Below are 21516 nucleotides of genomic sequence, written 5' to 3' on the forward strand. Positions count from 1 at the left end.
GCGCGCTATGCCTGCTGGTCGGCGTCCCCGGCGCTCGCGTCGGTCACCTCGCGCACCCACGGTGTCTTGGCGTCGGCGCGCTTGTTCTTCTCGACGTCCCAGGTGCCGTAGCGCGGGTTGAGGTCGATGTCGAGCTTCTTGGAGGCCCCGGTGAGCGACTTCCAGAAGAGCGCCTGGCCTTCCGGCGCGTTCATGTCCGCGCCGAGCTTCTTCGCGAGCTTCTGCGCCTCGATCTCCGTGCGCAGGCTGTCGTCGAGGTGGGCCGGTGCCACGCTGTACTGCTGGAGCCAGCCCTGTTCCAGCTCCTTGCTGCCGCCCGCCTGCTGCTCAAGGCCCGCCCGCATGGTCTGGATGTCGCGGCGCGTGACACTCACCCCGGCGTCGGCCGCGGCGCGGTGCAGCACCTTGTCGAGGACCATCGTGTGCAGCGTGGAGCGGGTCAGGCCGCCGGACTTCGCGATGGCCTGGGAGTACTGCGCGTCGTCGGGGATGGCGGCCCGCTGCGCGTCGCGCACCTCGTTCACCCGGCTCTCCAGTTGCGCGACCGTGATGCGGTCGCCGCCGACGACGGCGGCGGCGCCGGGATGCGCCTCGCTGCCGCAGGCGGTCAGGAGCGGGGCCGCGACGAGCGCGGCGGTGGAGAGGACGAGCGCGGTGCGACGGCTGTTGCGGCGGTGCAAGGTGGGCCTCCCTGCTGAATGTTTGTGCTTCGGTGCACAAAGTCCGGCAGTGATCGATGGTAGGCAGTGGCCGTCTTCTCGGCCAGCCATTCGACCAACGATTCGCCGGGAGTCCGGGCACTGTGGCCCGCTCCCCCGCCCGGTGCTACCCGCGCACCTGTCCGAGCCACTGGAGCGTCCGCCTGATCTCCTGGGGGAAGGGGTGGCCGGGACCGTGCAGTATCTCCGCGTCGTGCAGCAGCCGCGCCAGGGTGTCGTGGGCGGCGGGCCGGTCGCCGAGGGCGAGCAGCAGCTGCCCGACCCGGCGGCGGATCTCCAGGGACTGGCGGCGGTCGTCCGTCGCGTACTGGTTCTCGTAATAGGGGAGCAGCGCGCGGTACTCGGCGAGCGCGGCGGCCGGTTCGCCGAGCTGTTCGAGGCACTGGGCGGCCTCGTAGCGGAACTGGAGGGAGTGCGGGTCGGCCTGGCCGGACTCGGCGGCCCGCTCGTCGGCGAGGCGCCGCAGCTCGGGCAGGGCGCGGCGGTACTGGCCGTCGTCCATGAGCGTGGCCGCGTACTGCTTGCGCAGGGTGCGTACGACGGGTGAGTGCTCGCCGTGCTTCGCGGCGGCGGCGGGCAGGATCGAGCCGAGGATGTCCACGGCCTGGGTGATGCGGCCCTCGCCGAGGAGCCGCTTGACGTCCTCGACGGCACGGGCGACGTCCTGCTGCGGCGGCGTCCCCGGTGGCTGCGCGGGCATATCGGGCGTGGCCGCGGGCGTCGCTGCCCGGTCGGGCCACGGGGCGTGCGGGCGCAGGAAGGGCCGCGTCGGGTCGAGCGGCCGGCCCGAGGGGGTGCCGCGCGCGGGCAGCAGCGGTTCGAGGTCGGCGTAGACCTCCTGGGCGCTGGCGTGGCGGTGCTGGGGGTCCTTGGCGAGCAGGCGCAGGACGAGCGCCTCCAGGGACTGCGGGACCTCGGGACGCAGCCTGCGGACCGGCAGCGGCGGCTCGTAGAGGTGGCGGTGCAGGACGCCGAGCGCGGTGGCCCCGGAGAACGGCACGTCGCCGCTGAGCAGTTCGTGCAGCAGCACGCCGAGGGCGTACAGGTCGGTGTACGGGCCGACCGCGCCGCCCATCGCCTGTTCCGGCGCCATGTACGCGGGGCTGCCGATCGGCGAGCCGGTGTGGGTGAGGCGGGTGGTGTCGGTGTCCATCACCGAGGCGATGCCGAGGTCGAGGATGCTGATGGTGCCGTCCTGCTTGACCATCACGTTCCGCGGCTTCAGGTCGCGGTGCACGATCGGCACGGCGTGCACCGCGGAGAGGACGGCGCAGAGCTGCGCGGCGACCGCGACGGCCCACTGCCAGGGGTAGGGGTCGTGCTCGGCGAGGTGGTCGCCGAGGTCCGCGCCGTCGACGTACTGCATGACGAGGTAGAGGTCCTCGGCCTCGCTGCCCGCGTCGTGCACGGTGACCAGGCCGGGATGGTCGACCTGCGCGGTGACGCGGCACTCGCGCACGAAACGGCGGCGCAGCTCCTCCGCTTCGGCGCCCGCGACACGGTCGGGGCGCAGCAGCTTCACGGCGACGCGGCGGTCGAGGCGCTTGTCGTACGCCGTCCAGACCTGGCCCATGCCGCCCTGGCCGATGAGGGTGGAGAGTTCATAGCGCCCGGCGACGACGCGGCCGCCCGCCGCCGCGCCCGGCGGCGTGCCCGCTGCCACGGTCAGTTGCCGCCTTCCTGCTTGCGCAGATAGTCGCTGAGTTCGTCGAGTTCGGCTCTGACCTGGTTGATGCGGGCGGGCGCGGGACGCGTCGGCGGCTGCGCGGCCTGCTGGTCCGGCCGCGGGTACACCGGGGCCGGGGCGGGCGTCGGCGTCGGCGTCGGGGCGGGTACGGGGGTGTGCGGGCCGGGGTAGCCGTAGGAGGGCGCCTGCGGCGCGTAGCCGGTGAACTGCGGCTGCTGATGCCGGTTGAAGTGGCGTATGTCCGCGAAGAGGTAGTAGGCGACGGTGACCGTCATCGTGCAGATCAGCACCACCATGCCCGTGTTGCCGGAGGCCTGGAACTCGTCCTCGCCGGGGTCGGTCCCGATCAGGATGTACGCCGTGATGTCGAGCGCGGTCACCACGGCGAGGAGCACCCAGTCGTGGACCTTGCGCGTCACGATGACGAGCCGCAGCATCGGCGCCCACGCGAACATCCCGCACGACATCACCGCGAGCACCACGAGGACCACGCGCAACGTCACATGGTTTCCGCCGGAAGGGGGCGGCTGGACTTGCGGCGCGTAGCCGGGGCCGTGCATGGCTGCTCCTGGTACGTGAAGGACGAACGAATGCGGTTTCGAGCGTATAGGCCGACGCGGTGAACCGGTCCCGGGATGTACCGAACCGTTGTCGTACTGGTCACGCCGCCGCACCGCCGGCCGGTTCCGTCCGGTCGCCTCAACCCGGCGGAAGTGTGCCGTCCGTCAGTCCGTCGTGCATGCCGCGCACCAGCCGCTCGCCGAGTCTGCCCGCGAGGCGCAGGGCGTCCTCGAAGGCGGCCAGTTCGCGGAAGCGCTCGCTGTATCCGCGCTGTCCGGCGAGCGGCAGCCGGGGCAGCTCCAGGCGGCGGACGTCGAGGCGCGCGGAGGTGGAGGCGTAGCTGCTGGCTTTGCGGTGGTTGGCGGTGCCGCGCAGGAAGCCCGCGAGGAACCACGGGTCGAGGGCGGCCGGGTCGGGGCGGAGCAGGGTGAGTCCGCGGCCGAGCGCCGCGCCCGCGGTGGTCTCGTCGATGACGCGGGCCGCCGCGCCGCCGCCGAAGACGGGGACGACGACGTCGCCGGGTTCGGTGCGTACGTCGGTGCCCTCCGCCGTGCTCTCCCGCGCGGCCGGGAAGGGCACGGTCGCGGAGGGGGCGCCGCCGGTCAGGACGTCGTGGTCGGTGAGGACGGGGACGCCGCCGGCCCCCGCGCCCGTGCCGTTGTGCAGGGTCAGGGCGCCCGCGCGGGCCAGTTCGCCGACGGTGGTCAGGGGCGGGCGCGGCGCCGCCCCGGTCTCCCCCGGCGGGAGGTTCGGCGTGAGGTCCGCGGCCCGGCGCTGGGCCGCGCGGAGGTTCTCGCGTACGGCCGTGAGGTCCGCGGTGGTGCCGTCGGCGGCCGGGGGCGGCAGACGGCGCGCGGGGGCCAGGTCGACCTCGTCGTCGAGGAGTTCGAGGACCGGCACGGAACGGGCGAGGCCCGGACGTTCGGCCGTGCCGTGCCGCTCGAAGTGGCGCCAGGCGTCGAGCACGGCGTCCTGCACGGCGGGCCAGAGCTTGTCACGGCTACCGGTGGCCGGGGCCCCGGCAGCCTCCACGAGGAGCAGTTCGGGCGCGGGCGGCACGGGCCCGGGCCTGCGCAACACCCATACGTGCAGCGGCAGGTTGTAGGGCGGCGCGGCCCCCGCGGGCAGGGCGATGACCGCCCGGAGCGCGCCCCTGCGCAGCAGATCGGCGCGGATGCGGCGGCCCGAGCGGCGGGACGCGGCGGCGGGCGGCATCAGGAGCACGGCCGTGCCGCCGTCGGTGAGACGGGCGAGCGCGTGCTGGACCCAGGCGAGCTCCGACTCGGCGCGGGCCGGGAAGCCGTACGTCCAGCGGGCGTCGTAGGCCAGTTCGTCGTGGCCCCAGTCGCGCTCGTTGAACGGCGGGTGGCAGAGCACCGCTTCGGCCCTGCGGTCGTCGTAGGCGTCGGCGCGCAGGGTGTCGGCGGGCATGGTGCGCACGGTCGCGTCCGAGTGCAGGGCCAGGCGGAGCGCGGTGAGGGCGGCCAGTTCGGGCGCGCTGTCCTGGCCGTACAGGTACTGGTCGGGGCGGGCGGGGACGGCGCGCAGCAGGGCGCCGGTGCCGCAGGCGGGGTCGAGGACGGTGCGCGCGGGGCCCGCGAGCTGCGCCATCAGGGCGGCGGGGCCCTCGGGGGTGAGGGTGTACTGGCGGGGGTTGGCGTCGAGCTGCCTGCCGAGGAGGAACTCGTACGTCCGGTGGGCGCCCAGATCCGCCGCGAGCTCGGCCGCGCCCCGCAACAGCGGTACGGAGGGCAGGAGTTCGGCGGGCTCGGGGATGCGCACGGCCCGCCTGCGGCGAACGCCGAACCGCGCGGTCACCACCTCGTCGAGTTCGGCGGGGAGCAGCGCCGCGAGCCGCTCGTCGGAGACGGCGCTCAGCGCGAGCCAGGCGGGGGGCCTGTCCCGGAGCAGCAGCAGGGCCAGGCCGGTGTGCGAGAGGGCGGCGGAGGGGCCCGCGGGGTGCCCGGAGAGCTGCTGCCAGACCCGTTCACGCAGGGGCACCTCGACGAGCTTGCCCTGCGCGCGCAGCCACCGCTCGACCTCGGCGAGGGCGAAGGCGGGGCTGGTGTCGGTACCGCCCACCGGCTTGGGGAAGTCGCCGTGCCTGCGGCGCCAGTTGCTGACAGCGGCCCGTCCCACCCCGGCGAGCCGGGCGATACCGGCGGCGGTGACTTCGGTCGTCCGGTCCGGCGGCGTCATGGTGAATCCCCCCTCGTCGCGGCGTCGAGCATACCCAGCGCCTGCTCGCACGCGACGCTTCACACCCGTGAACTTAGAGTACACATGCCGCCGCGTTGACTCGGTTCACAGCCGTGGCGCGGGCCCCCGTCACAACGCGTGCCGTACCCACACGTTCGGCTCGACGTACACCGCATAGCCGCGCCGCGCCTCGCAGTGCACCGGTACGAGCGCGCCCGGGACCTCGACCGGGCCCTCCTCGTCGAAGGGCAGTCCAGTCCATTCGCGCCACTGCGCGGTCGACCCGGACACCGTCATGGAGGCGTGCGCGACCTTCTCGATCACGCCGCCCGCGCGCACGTGGACCCGCAGCCAGGGATCGTGGGGCAGGCCGTCCTCGCGCATGCGGTACGCGTACTCGTCGATCTGCGCGGCCGGTTCGAGATGCTTGGCGTTGGGGCGTACCGGCGCGACGACCTCGCTGAAGCCGCGGGCGCGGGCGTTGTCCCGCATGGCCGCCAGCATCTGCCCGGAGACACCCTTGCCCTGCGCCGAGCGGTCGACGGTTATCTCGATGGCGCTCACCGTGTCGGGGGCGTTGCCGTGCCTCAGGTCGGAGAAGGCCCAGAGCATGACCTGGTCCCAGCCGCCGTCGGGCAGCCCGTCCCCGGCGCGGGCGCGCAGCCCGAGCGGCACGCTGAAGGCGCGGGCCACGACCTTGCCGTCGGCTTCGGCGTCAGTGGCGATCAGGACGTACTCCGGGAAGTCCTTGAGGAGGCGTCCGATCAGCGACCAGCCGACCGGGTCGTGCAGGATGAACTCGGGCCAGTCCTCGGCCATGTTCCAGAGCGGCCCCGCGAGTTCGGGCCGCTCGGCAAGGGTCGTGATCTTGAGGTCCATGCGGCGCACGCTAACCGGCGGGGCCCCGCACCGGCACCCCGTTTTCCTCCCCGGCCCAGTCCCGCGTCACCTCGCGCGGAAGCGCCCCGGAGCGTCGGTCGGCGCGCCACCCGCCGGCAGTTCCTCGCCGGGGCAGGCCGCGAGCACCTTCTTCATGGCGTCGCGTTCGGCACCGGTCACCCACACCCCGTACTTCTTCTTCACCGCGACCTGCCCGGCCACGTACGTACAGCGGAAGCCCTTGTCCGGCGGCAGCCAGGTCGCGGTGTCGCCGTCACCCTTGCTGCGGTTGGGGCCCGCGTCGACGGCGAGGAGATTGAGCGGGTCGTTGGCGAAGGCGATGCGCTTGCTCGGCTCCCACTTCGCGGCGCCCTTCTGCCAGGCGTCGGAGAGGGCGACGAGGTGGTCTATGTCGACCTGGCTGCGCCCGCGCCGGAACGTTACTTCCTTGCCGGTGTACGGGTCGGGGGCGAGCTTCCCGGAGGCGACCCGGCAGTCCCCGCCCTCGTACGTGACGTCCTTCAGGTCCCGCTTGAGGATGTCGTCCCTGGTCGGGCAGCTGTTGGAGTCCGTGTCGGCCCAGGCGGTGCCGAACCTGGCCCGGTCGTAACCGGTCTTCGGGGCGCGGCCCTTGACGGTGAGCGTGTCCACGGCGGCGAGCGCGGAGCCCGCCTCGGCATCGGACCCCGAAGCGCCGCCCTCCGCCTTGCCGCCGGTCTCACAGCCCGTCAGCAGTGCGGGCACGGCGAACAGGGCGAGCAGGGCCGGGGCGGTGCGTCGGCTCATCGGACGGTCACCGTGTCGCCGAGGGTGATCGGCGCGGGCGTCACGACGTCCGTGTGGACCCCGGCGCACATGCCGCGGGCGGCGGTGAGCGCCTTCAGGACGCGGCTGTCCACGGGCAGGCCGGGCTGGGCCTGGGTGACCATGACGCAGCGCTTGACGCGCTTGACGACCCGCAGCCGCAGCGGCCCCGCGCCGCGGTCGACACCCCCGTGCCCGTCCCCGTGCCCGTCCCCGTGCCCGTCCCCGTCCCGGTCCGCGCCGATGGTGATCTCGCGGCCCACCCAGTCCTCCTCGATCCACGGCTCGTCGGTCTCCACGACGACGTTCTTGCGCAGCCGCCGTACGTCGACGGGGTCGGCGTCACCGAGCAGGTCGCCGATGGCGCGGAGCGAGGCGGTGCCGATGACGGAGACGGCGGAGACGTCCTTGTGGCTGCTCTCGCCCTCGCGGACCAGCTCGACGCCCTCGCCGAAGCGTTCGGCGATGCGCGGGTCGCCCGGCCGCAGTGCCGCGCCGTCCGGCGCGGTGATGACGGGCGTGCCGCCCCCGTCGTAGGTCACATGGTGCTCCAGCATGCCGGGGGTGCGGCGGAAGCGCTGGTGGTTCTTGCCGCTGGCGAGCTTGCCGTCGGGGTAGCGCAGGGCCCACCACCGGTCGCCGACGACGCCGCGCGCGTCGCACTCAAGACGCTCGTGCTCCTCGCCGAGCATCGACTTCACCGGGAACCGGTACAGACCCACGACCTTGAGCGTCACTGCGCTCTCCCCTCCCCTGGGCGGACTCTCCCGGGCACCACGGTAACCGCAGCCCCGCCTCGGCCACCGGCATGACCTCCCGGGTAATCGACCGGCCGCCCCCGCCCCGGCAGGATCGGACACGTCAACGAGGCCCAGCCCACGCCGAGGAGAGCACGATGACCGCCCAGCGCCCCGCCCCCGAAGCCACCCGAGCCGTCGTGCAGGCGTTTCTCGAAGCCCGCATGGCCGGCGACACCGGACGGATGGTGGAGCTCTTCGCCGACGACGTCGACTGGCTCCTCGCCGAGAACCCCGCCGCGCCCTGGATCCGCCCGCGCCGCACCGGCCCCGAGTGCGCCGCCCAGTCCGCCGATCTCGCCGCGCACACCGTCGCCGAGGACTCCCGCGCCACCCTCGACACGTTCCTCGTGGACGGCGCCGACGCGGTCCTGATGGGCCACCTCTCGGGAACCGTCCGCGCCACCGGCAAGTCCTTCGAGGGGCCCTTCGCGCTGCGGCTCACCGTCGAGGAGGGGCGGATCACCCGCCACCACCTCTACGAGAACAGCCTGTCGATCGCCGAGGCGTGCACGCCCTGACGCCCGCCCCGCCGCTACTGCCGCTACGACCCCAGGATCGAGGTGAGGAACTCCCCCACCCAGCCGAGCAGTTCCCGCCCGACCAGCGGCTTGCCGCCGACCTTCGCGGTCTTGGGGCGCGGCACCAGGATCTGGTGGGCGTTGCCCTTGATGAGCGTGCCGGGGTAGAGGCGCTTGAGGCGCAGCTCCTGGGACTCGCGCAGCTCCACCGGGGCGAAGCGGATGTTGTTGCCCTGGAGGACGATCTCGCCGACCTCGCAGGCGCGCGCGAGCATCCGCAGGCCCGCGACCAGGAGGAGGTTCTCGACCGGCTCCGGCAGCTTGCCGTAGCGGTCGGTGAGTTCCTCGCGTACGGACTTGACGTCCTCCTCCGTGGTGGCGGAGGCGATGGCGCGGTAGGCCTGGAGACGGAGGCGCTCGCCGGGGGCGTAGTCGTGCGGGACGTGCGCGTCGACCGGGAGCTCGATCTTGACCTCCAGGGGCGGCTCCTCCTCGACACCGCCCTCCAGCGAGGCGCGGTAGTCGGCCACCGCCTCGCCGACCATGCGGACGTACAGGTCGAAGCCGACGCCCGCGATGTGACCCGACTGCTCGCCGCCGAGGAGATTGCCCGCGCCGCGGATCTCCAGGTCCTTCATCGCCACGTACATGCCCGCGCCCATCTCGGTGTGCTGGGCGATCGTGGCGAGGCGCTCGTGGGCGGTCTCCGTGAGGGGCTTCTCCGGCGGGTAGAGGAAGTAGGCGTAGCCGCGCTCGCGGCCACGGCCGACACGGCCGCGGAGCTGGTGGAGCTGGGAGAGGCCGAAGTTGTCGCCGCGCTCGACGATGAGCGTGTTGGCGTTGGAGATGTCGATGCCGGACTCGACGATCGTCGTCGAGACGAGCACGTCGAACTTCTTCTCCCAGAAGTCCACCACGACCTGTTCCAGGGCCTGTTCGGACATCTGGCCGTGGGCGGTGGCGATACGGGCCTCGGGGATGATGTCGCGGAGCCTGGCCGCCGCGCGGTCGATGGACTCGACGCGGTTGTGGATGTAGAAGACCTGGCCCTCACGGAGCAGTTCGCGGCGCACGGCCGCGCCGATCTGCTTCTCCTCGTACGGCCCGACGAAGGTCAGGACCGGGTGGCGCTCCTCGGGCGGCGTGGTGATGGTCGACATCTCGCGGATGCCGGTCACGGCCATTTCGAGCGTACGGGGAATGGGGGTGGCCGACATGGTCAGCACGTCGACGTTGGCGCGGAGCTTCTTCAGCTGCTCCTTGTGCTCGACGCCGAAGCGCTGCTCCTCGTCGACGATGACCAGGCCGAGGTCCTTGAACCTGGTCTCGGAGGAGAAGAGGCGGTGCGTGCCGATGACGATGTCCACCGAGCCGTCGCGCAGGCCCTCCAGGGTGGCCTTGGACTCGGTCTCCGTCTGGAAGCGGCTCAGCGCCTTCACGCTGACCGGGAACTGCGAGTACCGCTCGCCGAACGTGCCGAAGTGCTGCTGCACGAGCAGCGTCGTCGGGACGAGGACCGCGACCTGCTTGCCGTCCTGCACCGCCTTGAAGGCGGCGCGGACCGCGATCTCCGTCTTGCCGTAGCCGACGTCGCCGCAGATCAGGCGGTCCATGGGGATCGTCTTCTCCATGTCCTCCTTGACCTCGGCGATGGTGGTGAGCTGGTCGGGCGTCTCCACGTACGGGAAGGCGTCCTCCAGCTCGCGCTGCCAGGGCGTGTCGGGGCCGAAGGCGTGGCCGGGGGCGGCCATGCGGGCCGAGTACAGCTTGATGAGGTCGGCGGCGATCTCCTTGACCGCCTTCTTCGCGCGCGCCTTCGTCTTCGTCCAGTCGGCGCCGCCGAGCCGGTGCATGGTGGGGGCCTCGCCGCCCACGTACTTGGTGATCTGCTCCAGCTGGTCGGTGGGGATGTAGAGGCGGTCGCCGGGCTGGCCGCGCTTGGCGGGGGCGTACTCCACGACGAGGTACTCGCGGGTGGCGCCCTGGACCGTGCGCTGGACCATCTCGATGTAGCGGCCGACGCCGTGCTGCTCGTGGACGATGTAGTCGCCGGCCTCCAGGGTCAGCGGGTCGATCGTCTTGCGGCGGCGCGCGGGCATGCGCTGCCCGTCCTTGCCGGCCGCCTTCTGGCCGGAGATGTCGGTCTCGGTGAGGACGGCGAGCTTGAGCGCGGGGTCGATGAAGCCGTAGTCGATCGAGCCGCAGGAGACGTGCACGAGCGACGGCGTCAGCTCGCCGAGGTCGCCGTCGAGGCGGGCCGCGATGCCCTCGCCGCCGAGGACCTCGACGGTACGGGCGGCGGGGCCGTGGCCCTCGGTGACGTAGACCGTGCGCCAGCCGTCGGCGAGCCAGCCCTTGGTGTCCGCGAGGGCCTTCGCGGTGTCGCCCCGGTAGGTCTCGGGGGCGTGCATGCCGAGCTTCAGGGTGTCGTCGTCGAGCTCGGCGTCGGCGGCGAAGGGGCTGACCGACCACCACATCATGCCCAGCTCACGGGCGTGGTCGCGGACGTCCGCGATGCCCCACAGGGACGCCGCGTCCACGTCGATCGGGGCCTCGCCGCCGTCCGCCGTCGCCGCCCAGCTGGCCTGGAGGAACTCCTGCGAGGTCGCCACCAGGTCGGCCGCGCGCGAGCGCACCCGCTCCGGGTCGCAGACCACCGCCATGGAGCCCTTCGGCATGACGTCGATCAGCAGCTCCATGTCGTCCACCAGGACGGGGGCCAGGGACTCCATGCCCTCGACCGCGATGCCCTCGGCGATCTTGCCGAGGAGCTCGCCCAGCTCGGGGTGGAGCTCGGCGAGGGCCGCGGCCTTCCGGCGCACGTCGTCGGTGAGCAGCAGCTCGCGGCAGGGCGGCGCCCACAGGCCGTGCTCGGCGACCTCCAGGGAGCGCTGGTCGGCGACCTTGAAGTAGCGGATCTCCTCGACGTCGTCGCCCCAGAACTCGACGCGGAGCGGGTGCTCCTCCGTCGGCGGGAAGACGTCGAGGATGCCGCCGCGCACGGCGAACTCGCCGCGCTTCTCGACCAGCTCGACCCGGGCGTACGCGGCTGCCGCGAGCGCCTCGACGATGTCGTTCAGGTCGGTGGTCTGTCCGGCGCGCAGCGCCACCGGCTCCAGGTCGCCGAGGCCCTTGACCTGCGGCTGGAGGACCGAGCGGACCGGCGCGACGATGACGGAGACCGGGCCCGTCTCGGGGTCGTCCATCCGCGGGTGCGCCAGGCGGCGCAGCACGGCGAGGCGGCGGCCGACGGTGTCGGAGCGGGGCGAGAGGCGCTCGTGCGGCAGCGTCTCCCAGGACGGGTAGTCCACCACGCCGTCCGGCGGCAGGATCGTGCGCAGCGCCGCGGCCAGGTCCTCCGCCTCGCGGCCCGTGGCCGTGACGGCGAGGACGGGACGGCCGGAGTCCCGGGCGAGCGCCGCCACCGCGAACGGGCGGGCCGCGGGCGGGCCGACCAGGTCGACGTGCATGCGGTGGCCGTCGCCGGCGGCCTCGACCGCTTCGGCGAGTGCGGCGTCCTTGACGACGGCATCGAGCAGACCGTGCAGGCTCATGTGGGCTTTTTCCGTCCAGGTACGGAGTGAGCGAAGCTCAGGTGGGCAACGCGAACCGCCCGGCACGTCGCACGGGCCGGGGGTACCCAGCGTACGACTTGAGACCGACACACACAGCGCGCATCGCCACGCCCCCACCCCCGAGCACGCCACACCCCGCCTCCGAGCGCGGCACACCCCACGTCCGAGCGAGGCACGACCGACCCCCGAGCACGCCACACCCCGCCTCACGATGCGGCGCTCCCCCACCTCGCGCCGCCGCACACCCGATCCCGCCGTGCCCGCCCCACGACGCCGCTCTCCCCACCTCGCGACGCGGCACGCCCCGCCTCACCCGAGCGCGGCCAGCCCCACGTCGCGGCTCTCCCCGCCCCGCGACGCGGCACACCCGATCCCGCCATGCGGCGTGCCCGGCTCTGGTGTCGCGGGGGCCTTCCCGCACAATGTCCCGAATACGCCGGTACGAAAAAGCCGCCCCGCCCCCGCGAAGCCCGTCGCACCACTGTCGTCGATCAGGAAGCCACGTCATGCCCGGAGCACAGACCGACGCCCCCGCCCTGGAGCGTGCCGACGAGCTCATATCCGGGCGGGACCGGGCCGACGCCCCCGCCAAGGGGAGCCGCGGGCTCTGGGACCGCGCGCCGCTCGTCCTCGCCGCCGGTCTCTTCCTCGCGTACGCCATGGTGTCCGTCGGGCGGTACCGGCAGATGGAGAGCCTCTCCTGGGACCTCGGGATATTCGAGCAGGCCGTGCGGGCCTACGCGCACCTCCAGGTGCCCGTCGCCGACCTCAAGGGGCCCGGCGCGAACATCCTCGGCGACCACTTCAGCCCGGTCACCGCCCTCCTCGCGCCCGCCTACCGCCTCTTCCCCTCGCCCGTCACGCTCCTCGTGGCCCAGGCCCTGCTCTTCGCCGTCTCCGCGATCCCCGTGACGCGCGCCGCGACCCGGCTGCTCGGGCGCGGCCCCGGGCTCGCGGTCGGCATCGCCTACGGGCTCTCCTGGGGTCTCCAGCGCGCCGCCGACTTCGACTTCCACGAGATCTGCTTCGCCGTACCGCTGATCGCCTTCTCCCTGGAGGCGCTGCTGCGGCTGCGCTGGCGGGCCGCGCTGCTCTGGGCGCTGCCGCTGGTCCTCGTCAAGGAGGACCTGGGGGTGACGCTCGCCGCCATCGCCGTCGTCGTGGCGATCCGCTGCCGCCGCTGCGACCCCAAGGCCCTGCCCTACGCGCTCGGCGTCGCCGCCTTCGGGGCCCTCGCCACCGCCGCCACGCTCACGCTGATCATCCCCGCCTTCAACTCCGTCGGCGCCTACGACTACTGGGACAAGGTCGGTGACGGCGGCGGGCTCCCCGTCCTCTTCGACGGCTTCTGGACCAAGGTCCGCACCCTCGCCTGGCTGCTCATCCCCACCACCGGGCTGCTCGCCCTGCGCTCGCCGCTGCTCCTGATCATCCTCCCCACCATCGGCTGGCGCTTCCTCTCCGCCGACGACCACTACTGGGGCACCGACTGGCACTACAGCGCCGTCCTCATGCCGGTGCTCCTGCTCGCCCTCGTCGACGCCGTCGCCACCGCCCGCCGCAGCGAGCGGCCGTGGCTGCGGCGGTACGCCGAGCTGCTTCCGGCCTGCGCCGCCGCCGCGGCGCTCGCCCTGACGACCTCCCTGCCCATCTCGTCCCTCGCCGAGGCCCGTACGTACGAGAAGAGCGGGGAGGTCGCCGCCGTGGAGCGGCTGCTGGGCCGGATTCCCGACGGCGCCACCGTCGAGGCGAACATCGGGCCCATCAGCAGGCTCACCTCCCGCGCCCGCGTCTTCTGGGTCGGCACGGCCCGCCCGGTCGTCCCCCGGTACCTGGCCCTGGACAACCGTTCCGGCTGGGCCAAGGACCCGGTCGCGTACGCCCAGAAGCTGCACCCGGGCGTCCGGTACGTCCACGAGGCCGACGCCCACGGCTACGTCCTGATCCGCCGGGCCTGACGGCGCCGGGCCAGCCCCGTCGACATCCCGATGACACCCAGCCGGCCCCGGCGGGCGCTGTGCGCTCCCGCCGGGGCCGGCTTCCCCGTTCCCCCGTTCACAGTGGGCTATTCGGTGGCGATGGCGTTCAGTACGTTCATCCGGCCCGCCCGGAAGGCGGGGACGAGCGCGGCGAACAGGCCCACGAACGCCGACCCGATGAAGACCGCGATGATCGTCGGCCACGGGATCTCCAGGACCTTCAGGCCCTCCAGGGCGAGCAGCTTCTGTGCCGTGGCCCCCCAGCCCATGCCCAGGCCCAGGCCGAGCAGCGCGCCGAAGAGGGCGATGACCACGGACTCCATGCGGATCATGCGGCGGAGCTGGCGGCGCGAGAGGCCGATCGCCCGCATCAGGCCGATCTCCCTGGTGCGCTCGACCACCGAGAGGGCCAGGGTGTTCACCACACCGAGGATCGCGACGATGATCGCGAGGCCGAGCAGGCCGTAGACCATGTTCAGCATCTGGCCGACCTGGTCCTTCAGGGTCTGCTTGAAGTCGGTCTGGTCCATGACCTTGTACTGCGGGTACTCGGCGAGGGAGTCCTTGAGGGACTGGTACGCGGCCTTGTCCTGGCCCTTGGCGGCCGTGGCGAACATGATGTCGTTCTGCGGCATCCGGTCGGCCGGGACGTAGCTCTCCAGCGTCGTGATGTTCGTGTACATCGCGCCCTTGTCGACCGTGCCCTCGTCCGAGGTGATCGCCGCGAGCCTCAGCTCGGCCGTCTTCCCGTGCTCGAAGGCGATCTTCAGCTCGTCGCCGACCTTCAGGCCGTGCTTCCGGGCGAACTCGTCGCCGACCGACATGGCGTTCTTCCCGTACGCGGCGGACAGTTCACCGGCGAGCGTCTCGCGGCGCACGTCCTTGGCGTACGTCGGGTCGGCGGCGCTCATGCCGACGCCGTCCACGGTCTTGCCGTCGGGCGTCGTCATGTCCGCGTTGATCTGCTTGTAGCGGGTGATGTGGCCGAGGTGCTCGGCCTTCGCCATGGACTCGGCGGCCTTCGCGGTGATCGCCACGCCGGGCTGGTCGGACTGGACGATGAAGTCCGCGCCCACCGACTTGTCGAGCTCGTCGGTGGCCGAGGCGACCATCGAGGAGCCGACCACGGAGAGGCAGGCGACCAGCGCGAGGCCGATCATCAGGGCCGCGCCGGTCGCTCCGGTGCGGCGCGGGTTGCGCAGGGCGTTGCGTTCGGCCATCCGCCCGACGGGGCCGAAGGCCCGCAGCAGGACCGCGCTGAGGACGCGCACCACGCCGGAGGCGAGGACGGGGCCGATGACGACGAAGCCGATGAGGGTGAGGACGACGCCGCCGCCCAGGAAGAGCGAGCCCTCCGAGGCCTTGTCGGCCTGCGAGGCCAGGTAGAGGCCGAAGGCGCCCGCGCCGGTCAGGACCAGGCCGATGACGGCGCGCACCGCGCTCGCACGGCCGTCGGCCGGGGTCCCCGCGTCGCGCAGCGCGGCCATCGGGGAGACCTTGCCCGCCCTGCGTGCCGGGAGGTACGCGGCGAGGACGGTGACGACGATGCCGAGCACCATGCCGATGACGGGCGTCGTCCACTTGACGGTGAGGTCTGCGGTGGACAGTTCCATGCCCATGCCGGACATGAGCTTCATCAGGCCGACGGCGAGGCCGACGCCCGCGCCGACACCGAGGACGGAGCCGGCCACGCCGAGCATCGTCGCCTCGGCGAGCACCGAGCGGTTGACCTGCTTGCGGCTCGATCCGATGGCCCGCATCAGGCCGATCTCACGGGTGCGCTGGGCGACCAGCATCGAGAAGGTGTTGATGATCAGGAAGATGCCGACGAGGAAGGCGATCCCGGCGAAGCCGAGCATCGCGTACTTCATGATGTCCAGGAAACCGCCGACGGACTCGCGGTTGTCGTCGGCGCTCTCCTTCTGCGTCTTGATGTCGAGCGCGGCCTTGTCCAGGGACGTCGCGACGTTCGCCTTCAGCGCGGTGTCGCTGACGCCCGCGTCGGCGGTGACGTTGACGTGCGTGAACCGGCCGGTGACGCCGAGGAGTTCGCGCTGGGCGGTCTCGGTGTCGAAGTAGACGATCGCGGCGCCGGGGTTGGTGACCTTGAACGTGGCTATGCCGGAGATCTTCGCGGTGTGGTCGCCGGTGGCGGCGATGGTGCGCAGCTCGTCACCGATCTTGAGGTCGTGCTTGTCGGCGGTGTCCGCGTCGACCATCACGTCGGTGGGGCCGCGGGGCGCGTGACCGGAGGTGATGTCCATCGAACGCAGGTCGTTGCGCGTCCAGTTGCCGGCGAAGGTCGGGCCGCCGCCGGTGGGGCCCACGTTCTCGTTCTTCGCGTCGACGACGGTCACGCTCTGGCTGCTGACCACGCCTTCGGCGGACTTGGCGCCCTCGGTCTTCGCCGCCTCGCGGACGGCGGAGGCGGGCATCGACTCGGGCTTGCCGCTGCGCGGGGTCTCGCCCGCGTCCTCGGCGGACTTGGGGCTGACCGTGACGTCGGCGGAGGTCGCCGCGAAGAGCTTGTCGAAGGTGGTGCTCATGGTGTCGGAGAAGACGAGCGTGCCGCACACGAACGCCACCGAGAGGATCACGGCCACGGCGGAGAGCGCCATGCGCCCCTTGTGCGCGAAGAAGTTGCGCATCGAGGTCTTGAGCACGGTCATGACGTGCGCCCCCGCGCGTCGAAGGACTTCATGCGGTCCAGGACCTGGTCGGCCGTGGGGTGGTGCATCTCGTCGACGATCCGGCCGTCGGCGAGGTACAGCACGCGGTCCGCGTACGAGGCGGCGACCGGGTCGTGCGTGACCATCACGATGGTCTGGCCGAGCTCGGTCACCGACCTGCGCAGGAAGCCGAGGACTTCGGCGCCCGCGCGGGAGTCGAGGTTTCCGGTCGGCTCGTCGCCGAAGATGATCTCGGGCCGTGAGGCGAGCGCGCGCGCCACGGCCACGCGCTGCTGCTGGCCGCCGGAGAGTTCGGTCGGGCGGTGCTTGAGGCGCTCGGCGAGGCCGACGGTCTCCACGACCTGGTCGAGCCAGCCGCGGTCCGGCTTGCGGCCCGCGATGTCCATCGGGAGCGTGATGTTCTCGATGGCGTTGAGCGTCGGGAGCAGGTTGAACGCCTGGAATATGAAGCCGATCCGGTCCCTGCGGAGCCGGGTGAGCTTCTTGTCCTTCAGGCCGGTGATCTCGGTCTCGTCGAGGTAGATCTGCCCTTCGCTGACCGTGTCGAGGCCGGCGAGGCAGTGCATCAGGGTGGACTTGCCGGAGCCGGAGGGGCCCATGATCGCGGTGAACCGGCCCCGGTCGATGTCGACGTCGATGTGGTCGAGCGCGACGACGCGGGTCTCCCCGGACCCGTACGCCTTCACTACCTGGCGCGCCCGAGCCGCCACGGCCGTACGCCCTCCAGTGCCCCCGTGCCTGGGTGTGGTCACAGCCGTTGTCACGGTAAGTCTCCTAAGTCGGTTATGCGATGCGTCGGGCGGGTCCGCCGCGTGCTCAAGTCTGGTGTGACGACCGGCTCCGGCGCGCTGGTGCTCAGCGCAGTCTTTTCGGGGGGGTAAACCCCACCCCCCAGGTGCGGTTCGGCGCCCCTCCGGTGGTGCGGTGCGTCGTAAGAACAATCTAAGGACCGACTACGGGCCCGCTCATCCTCCGGCGGTACGAGCCCTCCCCGGTCCGCAGTACGGAGGATCCCCTAGGGGAACTCCACCCGCCGGTGGAGATCGTCTCAGGGTTGACTACACCCTGCCCTCCTCCCTCGGGGGATGAGAAAGTGGCCCGCAGCAACTGGTGCACAGGGAAGGGATATTGGTGGACGGGCGGGGCGGGAAGGGCGGGCAGGACGCGATACGGGGCCGGGACCGCGGCCGGGGCGCGGTCGTCGCCGCGCTGATGCTGTCCATGGCGCTCACCGCCGTCGACTCCACCATCGTCTCGACCGCGGTCCCGCAGATCGTCGGCTCGCTCGGCGGCTTCCCGATCTTCTCCTGGCTCTTCTCCGGCTATCTGCTCGCGGCCACGGTCACCCTGCCCCTCTACGGCAAGCTCTCCGACACCTTCGGCCGCAAGCCCGTCCTCATCGCGGGCTGTGTCCTCTTCCTTCTCGGCTCCGCGCTCTGCGCCCTCGCCCGGGACATGGAGTCGCTCATCGCCTTCCGCGTCGTCCAGGGCCTGGGCGGCGGCGCCATCCAGGGCACCGTGCAGACGCTCGCCGCCGACCTCTACCCGCTGAAGCAACGCCCGAGGATCCAGGCCAGGTTGTCGACCGTGTGGGCCACGTCGTCCGTCGCCGGGCCCGCGCTGGGCGGCCTGATCACCTCGTACACGGACTGGCGCTGGATCTTCCTCATCAACCTGCCGATCGGGGCGCTCGCCCTCTGGCTCATCGTGCGCCACCTGCACGAACCCGAACGGGAGACGGTGCCGCGCGGGCGCGTCGACTGGCCCGGGGCGATCGCCGTCTTCGCCTGCGGCGGCGTACTCCTGACCGCACTCGTGCAGGGCGGGGTCGCCTGGGCCTGGCTCTCCGCGCCCTCCCTCGCGCTGTTCGCCGCCGGCCTCGCCCTGGTGGCCGTCGTCGTGCTGGTCGAGCGCCGGGCCGAGCAGCCGATCATCCCCGGCTGGGTCTGGCGGCGGCCCACCATCGCCGCGGTCAACCTCGCCCTCGGCGCGCTCGGCCTCCTGATGGTCGCCCCCACGGTCTTCCTGCCGACCTACGCCCAGTCCGTGCTCGGCCTCGCACCCATGGCCGCCGGGTTCGTGCTCTCCGTGATGACCCTGAGCTGGCCGGTCTCCGCCGCGCTCAGCCAGCACGTCTACCGCAGGATCGGCTTCCGGAACACCGCGGTCGTCGGCATCTGCGCGGCGGGCCTGATCCTGCTGGCCTTCCCCCTGCTGCCCTACCCCGGTGCGGCCTGGCAGCCGGCCCTGATCATGCTGCTCCTCGGCGCGGCCCTCGGCCTCTTCCAACTGCCGCTGATCGTGGGCGTCCAGTCCACCGTCGGCTGGGCCGAGCGCGGCACGGCCACCGCGTCCATCCTCTTCTGCCGCCAGATCGGCCAGACCCTGGGCGCCGCGCTCTTCGGCGCGGTGGCCAACGGCGTCCTGAGCGCCCGGCTCGGCGGCTCGGGCTCGCTCGACGCGGTGGCCCGCGTCCTGGACGACCCCGGTTCGGTCGCCGACCCCGAGCGTCTGCGCCGAGCGGTGGACGCGGCGGTCGACGCCGTCTACATCGGCGCCGCCTGCGCGGCAGCCCTCGCCCTCCTGACCCTGCTGCTCCTGGCCCCGCGTCGCTTCCCCGTCCTACGGGAGGAACAGCAGGGCCCACAGCCGGACGAACGCCCGTCACGACGGGGGGCGGACTGAGCGGGTGGACCGGAACGCGGAGTCACGGGTGGGCCGGATGCGAGGTCACGTCGGCCCGGATACGGGCCACGGGTGGGCCGGATGCGGAGTCACAGGTGGGCCGGATGCGGAGCCACGGGCGGCCCGGATGCAGAGCCACAGGCGGCCCCGAGTCACAGGTGGGCCGGATGCGGAGCCACAGGCGGCCCCGAGTCACAGGTGGGCCGGGTGCGGGGCCACAGGCGGCCCGGATGCAGAGCCACGGGCGGCCCGGACGCCGGACCACAGGCGGCCGGATGCGGAGCCACAGGCAGCCCGGACGCCGGACCACAGGCAGCCCGGACGCGGGGGCACGGAGGGTCCGTGGGGCAGCATCCGCCGGGAAGCTGCGGCCTTGACGCGTGCCCGAGGGCCCCGGCCGGGAGCCGCTACGAATCCACCGCAGCCCGCCCGGTCAGCGAGGCGAGGCTGCTCTTCACGTGCTCCATGTGGGCCCGCACCTCGTCCCACTCCTCGCCGTGCTCCCGCAGCACCCGCTCCGTCTCCCGTGCGATCCGCTCCTCCCGGACCCCCGCCTCCGCGACGATCTCCGCGGCGCGGGCCGACGCGTCCTCCTGGCCGTGCCGCGCTGCCTCCTCCACCTCGGCGAAGGTCCGCTTCGCCGCAGAGAGGCCGGCCTCGGCCGCGGCGATCCGCTCGGCGTCCGCGGCGTCCGACGAGGCCAACCGCTCCGCGATCTCCCCCTCCAGGACCTCCTGCCGCTCCTCCTGCTCCTTCGCCTGCCCGGCGAGCAGCCCCTCGCACCGCTGCCGCACCTCCCGCAGCACGGCAAGCGCCTCGCCGCGCACCTCCTTCGCCTCGCGCCGGGCGGAGATCCTGGCCTCGTCCGCCGTCGCCCGGTCGGCGAGCTGCCGCCGCCCGACCCACTCGTCGGCCTCCGCGCCGACGGAGTCGGCGTACTCACGAGCGGCCCCCCGCACCTCGCGGCCCCAGGCCTCGGCCGCCTCGACCACGGCCTGCGCGTCCGCCCGTCCCGACTCGAGGACCGCCTCGGCCTCCGCCTCGGCGAGCGCCAGCAGCTGCTGGGCCCGCGCGCCCAGTTCCTCGTACGTCTGAGGGGCGAGCCGCGAGACCGCCTCCCGCAACTGCTCGGCCTGCTCCTGCATGTCCCTGGCGAGAACGGTCAGCCGTGCGGCACGCTCCCACGCATCGTCCCGCTCCCGGAAAAGTCCGTCGGCGTACGCCTCGACCTGCGCGGGACGGTAGCCGCGCCCGCGCACGCTGGTGAACCCGTGCGACGACGGCGCACCGCTGCTGCTCATCCTGGACCCCTCTCCGACGTACCTCGCACGTAGAGCACGATTGGCGCACATCCTGATGGATCAAACCGAAGCGCTCATAACGCGACACTCCGCCCACTCCACCAGCCCAAGGATGCGTCAATCCACCCCCGAAGCCCGCATCGGGGTGTCGTTTTTGAGCGCTTCGAAAAGCCGTCCGGCCTTGACCTGGTCCCACACCACGACGTCACCGGCCCCGGCGATCTCCGGCTCCCCCGCCAACGGCACGGTCGTGGCGACCCCCGGACGACCGGCCAGGCCCTCCATCCGAAGGCCCATGCGGGCCAGCGTCCCCGTACTGGTCGCCCGGTCGAGGGTGAGGGCGTCGAGCGTGGTCGACAGGAACGGCACCAGCCGCCACGGCGGGAGCAGCACGGAAGCCTCCGTGGCCTTCGCCGAGACCGCGCTCACGAGCTGCCGCTGCCGCTCCACCCGCCCCAGGTCGCCCCGCGGATCGGCGTACCTGGCCCGCACGTACCGCAGCGCCCGCACCCCGTCCATCCGCTGGCAGCCCCCGCGGAAATCCGCCCCCGACCGCTCGTCGCGCAGACCGTCCCCGGGTACGCAGAGGGAGACGCCGCCCAGCGCGTCGACGACGTCGACGAGGCCGAGGAAGTCCACCTCGGCGTAGTGGTCGAAGCGCAGCCCCGTGGCCTGCTCGACGGTCCGGGTCAGCAGCGGGGCACCGCCCGCCGCGTAGGCCGAGTTGATCTTCCCCTTGCCGTGCCCGGGGATCGGCACGTACGAGTCACGCGGCAGCGAGACCAGGCGCGGCCCGTGGTCCCCGTGGTGCAGGACCATGATCGTGTCGGTGTTGAGCACCTCGTCGTTGCCGACGTGGAGCGCCTCGCGCTGTCCGGGGGTGAGCGAGGAGCGGCTGTCGGAGCCGACGAGCAGCCAGTTCGTGCCCTTGCCCGGCTCCGGCCGGCCGGCGTAGTCGGTGAACGCCGCCGTGGTCCGCAGCCGCGGACCGGCCCAGAAGTACAGGCCCGTGCCGTACGCGGCCACCACCACGACCAGCGCGAGCAGCACCAGCGCCGCCCGCTTCGCCCGCCGCCGGCCCGCCGACGGTCCTGCCCGCCCACCGCTCTCCGCCATGAC

Annotated in this window: 15 protein-coding genes; 3 read left to right on the forward strand and 12 right to left on the reverse strand. The window is 72.8% G+C overall.

From position 1 onward, the window contains the following. Positions 1–5: 5 nt before the first annotated feature. From ACZ6JY_RS13130 to ACZ6JY_RS13160, 7 genes are all read right to left on the reverse strand, one after another. Positions 6–680, reverse strand: coding sequence for a SurA N-terminal domain-containing protein (locus ACZ6JY_RS13130; protein ID WP_469195325.1), 675 nt, complete (start codon positions 678–680; stop codon positions 6–8). Positions 681–825: 145 nt separating this feature from the next. Then, positions 826–2382 (reverse strand): serine/threonine-protein kinase, encoded by a 1557-nt coding sequence (locus ACZ6JY_RS13135; RefSeq protein ID WP_469195327.1) that lies wholly within the window; start codon positions 2380–2382, stop codon positions 826–828. Between the two features lie 2 nt (positions 2383–2384). Then, a complete protein-coding gene (locus ACZ6JY_RS13140; protein WP_469195329.1) occupies positions 2385–2966 on the reverse strand; it encodes a hypothetical protein in 582 nt (193 codons plus the stop codon). Positions 2967–3105: 139 nt separating this feature from the next. Continuing rightward, positions 3106–5166 carry an N-6 DNA methylase gene (locus tag ACZ6JY_RS13145; protein WP_469195331.1) on the reverse strand — a complete coding sequence of 687 codons (2061 nt, stop codon included), beginning with the start codon at positions 5164–5166 and terminating at the stop codon, positions 3106–3108. Between the two features lie 129 nt (positions 5167–5295). Continuing rightward, entirely contained in the window at positions 5296–6045 is a 750-nt protein-coding gene (locus tag ACZ6JY_RS13150) for an N-acetyltransferase (protein WP_469195333.1), read from the reverse strand. 66 nt (positions 6046–6111) lie between these two features. Then, positions 6112–6831: an HNH endonuclease family protein gene (locus ACZ6JY_RS13155; RefSeq protein ID WP_469195335.1), complete on the reverse strand. Its 720-nt coding sequence runs from the start codon at positions 6829–6831 to the stop codon at positions 6112–6114. Beyond that, complete coding sequence (locus tag ACZ6JY_RS13160; RefSeq protein ID WP_469195337.1) at positions 6828–7586, reverse strand: MOSC domain-containing protein; 759 nt, start codon at positions 7584–7586, stop codon at positions 6828–6830. The genes ACZ6JY_RS13155 and ACZ6JY_RS13160 overlap by 4 nt, the downstream gene beginning before the upstream one ends. A 158-nt stretch (positions 7587–7744) precedes the next feature. Between ACZ6JY_RS13160 and ACZ6JY_RS13165 the strand changes: the two genes are divergently transcribed. After that, positions 7745–8167, forward strand: coding sequence for a nuclear transport factor 2 family protein (locus ACZ6JY_RS13165; RefSeq protein WP_469195339.1), 423 nt, complete (start codon positions 7745–7747; stop codon positions 8165–8167). Positions 8168–8190: 23 nt separating this feature from the next. Here ACZ6JY_RS13165 and mfd read toward each other — a convergent pair whose 3' ends face one another. Next, positions 8191–11721 (reverse strand): transcription-repair coupling factor, encoded by a 3531-nt coding sequence (gene mfd, locus ACZ6JY_RS13170; protein ID WP_469195341.1) that lies wholly within the window; start codon positions 11719–11721, stop codon positions 8191–8193. A gap of 527 nt (positions 11722–12248) precedes the next feature. Between mfd and ACZ6JY_RS13175 the strand changes: the two genes are divergently transcribed. Then, positions 12249–13700 (forward strand): DUF2079 domain-containing protein, encoded by a 1452-nt coding sequence (locus ACZ6JY_RS13175; RefSeq protein ID WP_469195343.1) that lies wholly within the window; start codon positions 12249–12251, stop codon positions 13698–13700. A gap of 107 nt (positions 13701–13807) precedes the next feature. Here ACZ6JY_RS13175 and ACZ6JY_RS13180 read toward each other — a convergent pair whose 3' ends face one another. Both ACZ6JY_RS13180 and ACZ6JY_RS13185 read right to left on the reverse strand, forming a co-directional pair. Continuing rightward, the gene (locus ACZ6JY_RS13180; protein WP_469195345.1) at positions 13808–16390 is read right to left on the reverse strand and encodes an ABC transporter permease; all 2583 of its coding nucleotides are present in this window, start codon (positions 16388–16390) and stop codon (positions 13808–13810) included. Beyond that, positions 16387–17175, reverse strand: coding sequence for an ABC transporter ATP-binding protein (locus tag ACZ6JY_RS13185; protein WP_447039290.1), 789 nt, complete (start codon positions 17173–17175; stop codon positions 16387–16389). The genes ACZ6JY_RS13180 and ACZ6JY_RS13185 overlap by 4 nt, the downstream gene beginning before the upstream one ends. A gap of 367 nt (positions 17176–17542) precedes the next feature. On the opposite strand from ACZ6JY_RS13185, the gene ACZ6JY_RS13190 reads away from it, so the two are divergent. Further along, positions 17543–19096 carry an MDR family MFS transporter gene (locus ACZ6JY_RS13190; RefSeq protein ID WP_469195347.1) on the forward strand — a complete coding sequence of 518 codons (1554 nt, stop codon included), beginning with the start codon at positions 17543–17545 and terminating at the stop codon, positions 19094–19096. Between the two features lie 407 nt (positions 19097–19503). On the opposite strand, the gene ACZ6JY_RS13195 is transcribed toward ACZ6JY_RS13190, so the two are convergent. Both ACZ6JY_RS13195 and ACZ6JY_RS13200 read right to left on the reverse strand, forming a co-directional pair. Then, positions 19504–20397, reverse strand: a complete 894-nt coding sequence (locus ACZ6JY_RS13195) for a cellulose-binding protein (protein WP_469195349.1) — start codon at positions 20395–20397, stop codon at positions 19504–19506. Positions 20398–20514: 117 nt separating this feature from the next. Then, positions 20515–21513 (reverse strand): LCP family protein, encoded by a 999-nt coding sequence (locus tag ACZ6JY_RS13200; RefSeq protein WP_469195351.1) that lies wholly within the window; start codon positions 21511–21513, stop codon positions 20515–20517. Between the last annotated feature and the right edge of the window lie 3 nt (positions 21514–21516).

The sequence above is a fragment of the Streptomyces sp. NPDC046335 genome (assembly GCF_055587985.1).